The organism is Aminobacter sp. MET-1 (genome assembly GCF_026521175.1).
Classification (GTDB): Bacteria; Pseudomonadota; Alphaproteobacteria; order Rhizobiales; family Rhizobiaceae; genus Aminobacter.
This window is the reverse complement of sequence record NZ_JAMSHL010000125.1, coordinates 1-262: the sequence shown is the minus strand read 5'-3', so window position 1 is coordinate 262 and position 262 is coordinate 1. Positions and strand designations below refer to the sequence as shown.

General features: G+C 56.1%; 1 protein-coding gene. It reads right to left on the bottom strand.

From position 1 onward, the window contains the following. The coding region (locus NDO48_RS29305; RefSeq protein ID WP_267322931.1) for a hypothetical protein at window positions 1-197 on the bottom strand (197 nt) is incomplete at its 3' end. Window positions 198-262: the final 65 nt, after the last annotated feature.

Genomic DNA, 262 nt, shown 5'->3' with positions numbered 1-262 from the left:
GAGCAGTAGACCAGGGTAGTCGCCGCCTGAGCGGTCGGCATCAAGGCCAGGAGGCCGGCGGCAAGGAGCAACGGTTTTAAGGTGATTCTTTCCATGGAGACCCCTGAAGTGGTGGGCATATAAAAGCTGCCCAAACGGAAGCGACGGTCACCGAGGTTACCGCCGTTCAGGGTTATCAGGTAGAGACTCTGGTTCACTTAATGCAGTCAGATGATGCCCTTCGGCAGGTTCTCGCTGTTATGGTTGTGGGAAGGTCATTGGC